An 8,903-nucleotide genomic window follows, 5' to 3' on the forward strand; every position below is an offset into this window, starting at 1 on the left:
GGGGATTCGAACCCCGGTTACCGCCGTGAAAGGGCGATGTCCTAGGCCTCTAGACGATAGGGACGTTTCAGAGGTGGACGTATAATAGGGTGAGAATAGGGGGGTGTCAAACGCTTTTTTGCAAAATAAATCAAAAAAAGTTTTAAGCGTTTAAAAATAAGGCAATGTTGGTGATTTACCAACGATTTTGCCTAAAATAGCAGCGATATTGCTACAAAGTTTAAATTAAATTTGCAGCCAAAATCATGGCAACTACGATACAGTCATCATATTTTTTAAATACAGAACAAAAATAAAGCGGCCAAATAGCCGCTTTATTAAAAAATTTAAGCTTTTTTATGATACAGCGCGTAATAGCTGACATAGCACAAGCCAATAAAGATCATACAGCCAATAAAGCCAGGTAGCATTTCTGGGTCAAACACCATACTTACACAGGTGATAAAACAAAATACAAAACCTAAAATCGGCACAATCGGGAACAAGGGTGCTGCAAAACCTAAATCTTGCGCAGTTTTGCCTTGTTTGTACCACTGGCGACGGAAGTTATATTGGCTCAAACAAATGCTCATCCAAACCACTACCATGGTAAAGGCTGCAATGCCGAGTAAATTTTTAAAGATGGTTTCAGGTGCAAATTGTTCTGACAATAAGCCCGGCATGGCGCCAATCATTGTCACACTGACTGCCACATAAGGAATACCACGCGCATTCACTTTAGAGAACACAGCAGGTAACTGTTTTTGGTGAGAAAGTGACCACATCATACGTGAAGCAGCAAATAAACCTGAGTTAGCAGCCGACAATAATGCAGTAATAATCACAAAACGGATAATATCTTCAGCATAAGGAATGCCAATGTGATTAAACACGGTCACAAATGGACTGCTACTCACGCCTTCAGCGCCTAAACCTGCTGCTTGATGCGGTAACAATGCACTAATGACAATAATGGTACCCACAAAGAACACCAACAAACGCAAAATTGCTGTATTAATGGCTTTAGGGACGTTTTTGGCAGGATCTTTAGTTTCACCTGCAGCAACCCCAATCAGTTCTGTACCAGAAAAAGCAAAGTTCACAATCAACATGGTGGCAAAAATGGGGAATAACCCTTCAGGGAACCAACCTTGCGCGGTTAAATTGGTAAACAATGGTGCAGATTCGAAGCCTTGATAAGACACTGCACCAAAGATGGCCAATAAACCCAGTAAAATAAATACCACAACGGTAATGACTTTGACCAAAGCTAACCAAAATTCAGATTCGGCAAACCAACGCGTCGAAATCATATTTAAGCTAAAAACAAATACCCCAAAAATGAGTGTCCACAACCACATTGACACATGTGGGAACCATTCTTGCATGAGGAGTGCGGCGGCGGTAAATTCAGTACCTAAAGTCACTGACCATGTAAGCCAATATAACCATGTGACGGTATAGCCGGTACCCGGCCCAATATATTGTTTGGCATAAGCACCAAATGAACCTGAAACCGGCATGTGTACCGCAAGTTCACCTAAGCACAGCATGACCATATACGCGATCACGCCACCAAGAAAATAGGAGAGAATGGCACCAATCGGTCCAGTTTGTGCAATGACTTCACCCGAACCTAAAAATAGGCCGGTCCCAATCGCACCACCAAGTGAGATCATGACCAAATGTCGGGTACTCATAGCGCGTTTTAAAGGCGCAGAATTGCCCTGCTGCATAGATGGCTGCATAACAGAAAAAAAATAAAAAAGAATAGAAGCTGAGTATTGTAGTGTAAAACCACAAATCTGCAATTTATTTATCAATACAATAAATTTTATTTATAAATCACGTGAGGTGATAAATGGCGTCCCTACGGGGATTCGAACCCCGGTTACCGCCGTGAAAGGGCGATGTCCTAGGCCTCTAGACGATAGGGACGTTTTGAGGTGGTGCACATACTAAGAAGTTTTTAAAATCCTGTCAAACTAAAATCAAAATTTAGCTTTAAAAAAACTTCAACTGGCTAAAAGAGGAGCAGGTTTTTTAAAAACAGCCTATTTTCAACTAAATAATTCTACCAACATTGAGATGAGGCTCACGCGTATGCATAAAAAAATTGGCTAAAAAGTAGCTCTTTTAAGGCTTGCTAAGGAGTAATCAATCTACTTAACCTTATATAAGTATGCTGATTTTTTTAAATATATAGGTCTTGAAGATAATTTTTTTAAGCAATTGAGTAAGCTATATTTTGTAAAATTTACAAAATAGCCTAAGAGTTTTTTGACCTAAATATCATCCCCTTGTACAAATTGAGTTTAGGTCTCTTGGAATAATCGGGCTTGTGAGTGTAAACACTAGGCTTCAGTATTGTTTGGGTTAAGTGTTTCTATACTGTGCTGTGCCTTGTCATTAAGCAGGTTTTTGGGGACTTCTTCTTGCTGAAAACTAAAAAAAACCAAAGCTATGACAGCAATCACAGCGCAAAAAATTGTCATGATATGGGGCATGTTATGATTCCTACAGATACAAAAGAGCATGTATGGCATACTCTTTAAAACTTAAAGCTCACATCGGCAATAAACTGACGCCCAATTTCTGAGTACTGCTTATTGCCTGAAGCATATAGATTGTTTCGATTGGTGATATTGTTGACAGTCACACCAAAAATCATTGAATAATCTTGAGTGATATTCCAGTTATAAGTGGTACGCATATCCCAAGTAAAACGAGGTTTGATTTCCTGTAATGTATAGGTATCAATTTTAACGCCATTGTGTACGACTTTATTAGCAGAACTGGCCTCTAACACTTGTTGATATGTGTCTTTATAGCTGAAGAAGTTAGAAATTTTTAAAGGCAATGAATCAAAACCAATATCCCAAGAGACACGGGCAGTCATTGGTTGGTTATAGTTTGAGGCAGGCATGTCACCATGTTCTATGATTTTGCCATCATAAGAAATCAGTTCTTGCAGCTCTTCTTCAATCAACACTTCTGTGTAATCAGGTGTGCTGCGATAAGCATCAGTATAATTAATTGCTAAGCCTAACTCATGTTGGCTGCCTTTAAACTTAATCGGTTCTAGGGTATTAACTTCAAGTGTAATAGTATCATTTTCACCGTAACCACTATTGTCATACACTGTATAGCGATTTACGCCTGTACCTATTTGATTGCGGGAAATTTCATCTTTGTACTGACGATTGACCCATTTAAGACCAAGATGCGTATTTTTAAATTGGCTATTGATACCCCATACAATTTCATCGGCATATGGTGTTTTTAAATCTTGTTTTAGAGTATCAGTGTTCCAGCTTGTTTTTGGACTTTCGGTCCACTCGGAATTTTGATCAGCACGCTTTAAGTTGAAATCTAAAGAGGTAACGGATTGACGTAAGTCAGTCATATAAGTTGGGGCACTGTAGTAGCGGTTCCAACCTGATGTGAAAGTGAGGCTGTCATTGTAAAAAGGTTGGTAGCGAATACTGCTACGTGGTGCAACATTTAAATTGCGATTTGCTTCATCATAATCAGCACGCACACCTAAACGTGCACTCACATTACGCCAAGCAATCGCATCTTCAACATACAGGGATGCTTGTTGATATGTGCCATCAAATTTACCTGCTTTATATAAGCTACCACCACCAAAATATTGACCATTCAGGACCGTAGGCACTTTATTGATGGTGACCGGACCTGTAGTATTTTCATCACAAAGTGGATCATTGACTTGGCATGATTGACCATTTAAATCATATAAGTTTTGGGTGGGTCCTGATGGGACAGCATAGTGGGTTATGAAATCTTTGCTACGTTGCCACTTTACAGCATCATAATGATAAGCAAAACCGGCACTGAATTGATGTTTGGTGTCGCCCAAATCAAAGCTATTTAATATGGTGTCTAATTCATAGTTGATGCTGTTTTGTTTTAAGGCGATATCTGCTGAGGTTGCACCTTCCCATGCTTGTTCAGTATTACCCCAATCTTTACTGCCAGGAGCATAAATCCAATTGATCCCTCGATCCGAGGAAGACGTACGATGGTTATCAATTTGCTGATAATTTAATTTTTGTTTTAATTGACCCCAAAGGTATTGCTGGTCAATTGCAGCAAACATTAATGCTGATTCATTTTGAGTCGTACTTTGAGAATATCGTCGTTTATCAACATAACTATTGTCTTCTAAATCGCCTAATGTGAAGCCAATCTTCATGTTGGTTTGTGCATGAGGGTCGATATACAGTGTTGCACCAATATTGGTATTTAATTTTTTTTGTTCAATTTGGGTCGGAGAGGGTAATCCACTAGCAACAGGCACTTTAGATTGACGTTGTGATACATAGGCATCAAAAGCATAGACTTCTGAAAGTTTGCCGTAAAGATGAGTACTTATACCTTGTCGAACATATTCTTTTTGGTTGGATTGGGTCGATTCACCTTCAAATAAACCTTGATCTGCATCAGTGGTTAAGTGATAGCGGTTCCAATCACTTTCGGTATAGTCATAGCTGACGCTGCCATGAATTTTGCCAATTTCTGTATTTGGTGCACAGGTTTCAGCTTGAATGACACCGCCGGTAAATCCACCATGTTTTGCGCTGACATTGCTGTCTAAAACTTCAAGATTACACAGCAAATCGGTATTGATTGCCACACCTTGTGAACCTGCAGTAATGCCACCATAAGTTGCCGTACCTGAACCCATAGGGTCTAATAAGTTACTATTGCTCACACCATTAACGACAAATTTATTTTGAAATGATTGTGCCCCGTGAATCGAAATTTCAGCAGGTTTTAAATCGGCTTGGGCGCTTGCAGCTAGATGATCATGACTAAATTGAACATTTGGATTGATTTTTAAGAAATTGGTTATATTTTTAGAACTATTTGGAATGCGCTCTAAGTCTTGTTTTGTATAAATTGTTTTGCCTAAGGGTTGGCTGTCTTGTGCTTTTACAATAATGGGAAGTAAAGCCACATTTTTTTCTTGTTGTTCGTTTGAATCATTGGCATAAGCAGAGGTCGTTAAAATTGTGAGTATTGCGGTCGTTAAAGTAGAAGGCGAAAAGCGCATAGAGAAATAGACATACAAATGAAAACGAGAGTAATTATCATTAAATTTTAACTCAATTGCAACAATCTTACTGAAGATTGTGATCTTTTCTACCTCATGATGGGCAATATTTTATCTTTGTGAAACACAAGGCATAAAAAAAGCACAATAATGTGCTATGAACAATTCAAGCGTGGTGATTTCGCTTGAGATGATAAAAGTACAACAGGCTTTGAAGGAGGGGAGAGAAATAGATTTAGCTTTTGGCTAAAACGACTCAATTAAACATACTTAAATTTTATGATTGCGCGACATTGTGAATCAACAATCAGCCCAAAATAGGTATTTTTTTATATGAGCAGTGAGGCTTACAGGCCAGCAAATAAGAGTCAATTTAGATAGAAAAGATAATTCATTGCTCTATACAGGTCAAACAGATAAAAGCAAGAAATAGATGGCGTCCCTACGGGGATTCGAACCCCGGTTACCGCCGTGAAAGGGCGATGTCCTAGGCCTCTAGACGATAGGGACGTTTAGAAGATGGCGGTATCTTATTGATCCGCCACCAAAGTGTCAAGTAAATGTGGTGCGAGTTTGTTTAAAATATAGCAAAACAGTTCAGCGGTCTTTTGCGTATCATATAACGCAGAATGGGCTTCTTTGCCATCAAACTCAATACCCGCTTGAATACATGACTTAGCAAGTACAGTTTGACCAAACATCACCGCACTTAAAGTCACCGTATCAAATACGGAAAAACTATGAAATGGGTTTTGGTTTTTACTGCCTGTACGTGCAATCGCAGCTTGTAAAAAGCCTAAGTCAAAATGGGCGTTGTGACCCACCAACACGGCATGGGTACAGCCTTGTTGACGACGTACTTCATTGACTGATTTGAAAATACGCTTTAATGCCGTTTTTTCATCTTCAGCCATGGCCATACGCATGGGGTTAAACGGATCAACCCCAATAAAATCTAGTGAACGGCGATCTAAATTCGCTCCTTCAAAAGGATTAATATGGGCATGATAAGCTTGACCTGGTACAAATTGGCCATTGTCGTCGTACACAATTGGAATGGCCGCAATTTCAAGTAAAGCATCGGTTTGCGCGTTAAAACCTGCTGTTTCGACATCCACAACAACAGGTAAAAAACCACGGAAACGTTGACCAATCACAGGTCCTGTTTCTTGTGTCACACTTTTCTCCACTGGATGGTTTTACCCGCATAAAGTGGGATAATTTTTTCGCCATCCAAATAGTCAAAACTCTCAGGAATGGTCTGTTCTTCTTTGACCAAAGTAATCGTTGTAGTATTACGTGGTAAGCCATAGAAGTCAGCACCAAAATGGCTTGCAAAGCCTTCTAAACGCTCAATTTTACCCACTTGGTCAAAGGCTTGAGCATACAACTCAATTGCAGTTGGTGCGCTATAGCAACCCGCACAACCACAGGCATTTTCTTTGGCATTTTTCGAGTGCGGTGCACTGTCTGTGCCTAAGAAAAATTGAGGATTGCCAGAGGTGGCCACTTCAAGCAATTTGGCTTGATGGGTTTGACGTTTTAAAATAGGTAAGCAATAAAAATGCGGTTTAATACCACCGACCAACATATCATTACGGTTAAATAATAAATGTTGTGGGGTGATCGTAGCCGCCACATGCTCGCCTTGCGCTAACACAAATTCAGCTGCTTCTGCTGTCGTAATGTGTTCTAAGACTAACTTTAGTTTCGGGAATTTTTGTAAAAGCGGTGCTAATACTTCATCTAAGAAACGTTTTTCACGGTCAAAAATATCGACATGATTGTGGGTGACTTCACCATGCAATAACAATGGAACTTGGTGTTCTTCCATTTTTTCAATGACATGGTAGACTTTTTCAATGTCACTTACGCCGTTGTCAGAGTTCGTTGTGGCACCAGCAGGGTACAACTTAATGGCGTTTACATGTTGTGAGTTTTTGATTTTTAAAACTTCATCTGGTGAAGTTTGATTGGTGAAGTACAGCACCATACGCGGATCAAAATTTAAGCCTTCTGGTACATGTGCCATAATGCGTTCACGATAGCTGATCGCTTCTTCTACAGTCTTAACCGGTGGCACAAGGTTTGGCATACAAATCGCACGTGAGAATTGACGTGCTAAATCTGGCACAGTGCGTTGTAAAGATAAACCGTCGCGAAGGTGAGCGTGCCAATCATCTGGCTGAAGAAGAGTAATCGTATTCACAGCTGTACTTCAAAAAAATAATTCCGATGATAATCTATAAATGCACAAATGATAATCTTTAAGCGCAACAAAAGCCGATTTTTAGCCAATAATGCGACAATATGGCGGTAGTTGCTGTGTTTTTAGGCATAAAAAAACCGCTCAGCTGAGCGGTTTTTTTGAATCAACCAAAACTTAGTTTTTGTCTTTTAATTGTGGCACAGCAGAACTTGTACCTACAGCCAATAAACCTGAGTTGGTGTAAATGCCTAATTTTTGACGTGTATCAGTAATATCCAAGTTACGCATGGTTAATTGACCAATACGATCCATTGGAGAGAACATTGAATCGCCTTTTTCCATGGTTAAGCGTTCAGCTTCATAGGTCAGGTTTTCAGATTCAGTGTTCATAATCGTGTAGTCATTACCACGACGAAGTTCTAAAGTTACAGTACCTGTAACCGCTTTAGCCACCCAACGCTGAGCCGTTTCACGTAGCATAAGTGCTTGAGAGTCAAACCAACGACCTTGGTAAAGTAGGCGACCTAAACGTAAACCGTTGATACGGTATTGTTCAATGGTATCTTCGTTATGAATACCAGTCACAAGGCGCTCATAAGCAATGTGAAGCAATGCCATACCTGGAGCTTCATAAATACCACGCGATTTCGCTTCGATGATACGGTTTTCAATTTGATCCGACATACCTAGACCGTGGCGGCCACCGATACGGTTTGCTTCTAAGATAAATTCAACTGGATCTTCAATGCGCTGACCGTTGATTGCAACAGGGAAGCCTTCTTCAAACGTAATAGAAACTTCTTCAGCTTTTACGTCTACGTCATCTTTCCAGAAGGCAACGCCCATGATTGGCTCAACGATTTTGATGCCAGCGTCAAGATATTCTAAATCTTTCGCTTCATGTGTTGCACCCAACATGTTTGAATCTGTTGAATAGGCTTTTTCTTTTGACATTTTGTAGTCAAAACCGTTGTCGATGAGGAACTGTGACATTTCTGCACGGCCGCCTAATTCATCAATAAAGGTTTGGTCTAACCAAGGCTTATAAATTTTAAGCGCAGGGTTGGTTAGCAAACCGTAACGGTAGAAACGTTCAATGTCGTTGCCTTTATAAGTCGAGCCGTCACCCCAAATATTGACGTCATCTTCTTTCATGGCAGTCACAAGCATGGTACCTGTTACCGCACGACCTAAGGGTGTAGTGTTAAAATACGGCATACCACCGGTTGAGATGTGGAATGCGCCACATTGAATTGCTGCAATACCTTCTAATGCAAGCTGTAAACGGCAGTCCACTAAGCGAGCTTTAACTGCGCCATAGGCCTCAGCTTTCTTTGGAATCGCATCGTAATCATCTTCGTCTGGCTGACCTAAGTTTGCGGTATACGCATAAGGTTCAGCGCCTTTTTGTTTCATCCACAAAAGTGCAGCTGAAGTATCTAGACCACCAGAGAAAGCGATACCTACTTTTTTGCCTACTGGTACATTCTGCAAGATCGTTGCATTATCAGTCATTGCTCGTCCTAACTATATAAATAGGCAACCATGATGGCAGCCAAGGAGAAAATCTAAACTCAGCATTGTATCATTATAAAACGTGCTTGTTTGGCTTAAAAAACACAATCGATTAAAATT

The 8,903-nt window shown here is 40.1% G+C and carries 5 protein-coding genes and 2 tRNA genes; all 7 read right to left on the reverse strand.

Annotation, left to right across the window (positions count from 1 at the left end; translation table 11 throughout):
• Window positions 1-326: 326 nt before the first annotated feature.
• The 7 genes from Q0017_RS12435 to argG all read right to left on the reverse strand — a co-directional run bounded on the left by Q0017_RS12435 (window position 327) and on the right by argG (window position 8,783).
• Complete coding sequence (locus Q0017_RS12435) at window positions 327-1,715, reverse strand: amino acid permease (RefSeq protein ID WP_298147332.1); 1,389 nt, start codon at window positions 1,713-1,715, stop codon at window positions 327-329.
• Between the two features lie 126 nt (window positions 1,716-1,841).
• Window positions 1,842-1,917, reverse strand: a tRNA-Glu gene (locus Q0017_RS12440).
• Window positions 1,918-2,530: 613 nt separating this feature from the next.
• Entirely contained in the window at window positions 2,531-5,059 is a 2,529-nt protein-coding gene (locus tag Q0017_RS12445) for a TonB-dependent receptor plug domain-containing protein (protein WP_298147334.1), read from the reverse strand.
• 434 nt (window positions 5,060-5,493) lie between these two features.
• Window positions 5,494-5,569 (reverse strand) — tRNA-Glu (locus Q0017_RS12450).
• A 20-nt stretch (window positions 5,570-5,589) separates the two neighbouring features.
• Window positions 5,590-6,249: a ribonuclease T gene (gene rnt, locus Q0017_RS12455; RefSeq protein WP_298147336.1), complete on the reverse strand. Its 660-nt coding sequence runs from the start codon at window positions 6,247-6,249 to the stop codon at window positions 5,590-5,592.
• Window positions 6,234-7,268, reverse strand: a complete 1,035-nt coding sequence (gene pyrC / locus Q0017_RS12460) for a dihydroorotase (protein ID WP_298147339.1) — start codon at window positions 7,266-7,268, stop codon at window positions 6,234-6,236. The genes rnt and pyrC overlap by 16 nt, the downstream gene beginning before the upstream one ends.
• A gap of 174 nt (window positions 7,269-7,442) precedes the next feature.
• Window positions 7,443-8,783 carry an argininosuccinate synthase gene (gene argG, locus Q0017_RS12465; protein WP_298147342.1) on the reverse strand — a complete coding sequence of 447 codons (1,341 nt, stop codon included), beginning with the start codon at window positions 8,781-8,783 and terminating at the stop codon, window positions 7,443-7,445.
• Window positions 8,784-8,903: the final 120 nt, after the last annotated feature.

This window comes from uncultured Acinetobacter sp., assembly GCF_947624825.1.
GTDB lineage: Bacteria > Pseudomonadota > Gammaproteobacteria > Pseudomonadales > Moraxellaceae > Acinetobacter.

What these genes read in the sequence shown, in the direction of transcription:
- Q0017_RS12435 (WP_298147332.1), bottom strand. Translation starts at nt 1,715, where the DNA reads ATGCAGCAGGGCAATTCTGCGCCTTTAAAACGCGCTATGAGTACCCGA.
- Q0017_RS12445 (WP_298147334.1), bottom strand. Translation starts at nt 5,059, where the DNA reads ATGCGCTTTTCGCCTTCTACTTTAACGACCGCAATACTCACAATTTTA.
- argG (WP_298147342.1), bottom strand. Translation starts at nt 8,783, where the DNA reads ATGACTGATAATGCAACGATCTTGCAGAATGTACCAGTAGGCAAAAAA.